This window comes from Salinigranum halophilum (genome assembly GCF_007004735.1).
Taxonomy (GTDB): domain Archaea; phylum Halobacteriota; class Halobacteria; order Halobacteriales; family Haloferacaceae; genus Salinigranum; species Salinigranum halophilum.
The window spans coordinates 1-1,230 of record NZ_SSNL01000012.1; the positions used below are offsets into that span (position 1 = coordinate 1).

1 protein-coding gene is annotated in these 1,230 nt (G+C 63.6%); it reads left to right on the top strand.

Annotation, left to right across the window (positions count from 1 at the left end; translation table 11 throughout):
* Positions 1 to 1,230 (top strand): acetate--CoA ligase (locus E6N53_RS20575; RefSeq protein WP_142861273.1); only part of this gene is annotated, 1,230 nt, incomplete at its 5' end.

Sequence of the window (1,230 nt, forward strand, 5' to 3'; positions counted from 1 at the left end):
GACGAGTGGTTCGCCGACGCCGTCGAGACGCAAGACGACGCGTACGACACCAAATCGCTCCCCTCGAATCAGGAGTCGATGCTGCTGTACTCGTCGGGCACCACGGGCAAGCCCAAGGGAATCGTCCACACCCACGCGGGCGTGCAGATGCAGTGCGCCAAAGAGATCTACTTCGGCTTCGACCACAAGCCCGCCGACCGCTTCTTCTGGGTGTCGGACATCGGCTGGATGATGGGGCCGTGGACGTTGATTGGAAACCACACCTTTGGAGGAACTATCTTCATGTACGAGGGCGCGCCCGACCAGCCCCAGCCAGACAGATTCTGGGAGATGATCGACCGTCATTCACTCACGACGTTCGGTATCTCTCCGACCGCGATTCGCGCCCTTCGCAAGCACGGCGACGAGTGGGTCGAATCCCACGACCTCTCGTCGATTCGCCTCCTCGGGTCGACCGGCGAGCCGTGGGACCCCGAGTCCTGGCAGTGGTTCTACGAGCACGTCGGTGGGTCGGAAGCGCCCATCATCAACATCTCGGGCGGGACCGAAATCTGCGGCTGTTTCCTCATGCCGATGCCCACCCAACCGCTCAAGCCGACTTCGCTCGGCGGGCCCGGCCTGGGCATGGACATCGACATCGTGAACGATTCTGGAGAATCCATCGCCGACACCCACGAGCGCGGCTTCCTGGTCGCGCGCGACTCGTGTCCGTCCACCACCAAATCGCTGTGGTCGGGCGATGAACGGTACCTCGAAGAGTACTGGTCGACGTGGCCCGACGTGTGGGACCACGGCGACTGGGCGCAGAAAGACGAAGACGGCTTCTGGTTCCTCCACGGCAGAGCCGACGACGCGCTCAACGTCGCGGGGCGAAAAGTCGGCCCGGCCGAAATCGAAGGCGTGCTGACCGAACACGAGGGGGTGAACCAGGCCGCTGCTGTGGGCGTTCCCGACGACACGACGGGGACCGCAGTGGTCGCGTACGTCGTGCTCGAAGAGGGAGTCGAGGGGAGCGACGAGTTGCGCGCAGAGTTGTCGGCGCTCGTCGGCGACGAACACGGCAAGCCGTTCCGCCCGCGCGAAATCCTGTTCGTCTCGGAGTTCCCCAAAACCCAGTCGGGGAAGGTCATCCGCCGCGCCATCTCCTCGATTTACCAGGGCGAAGAACTCGGCGATATGTCGAGTATCGAGAACCCCGCCGCGCTCGACGAACTCAAAAACGCATCCTGA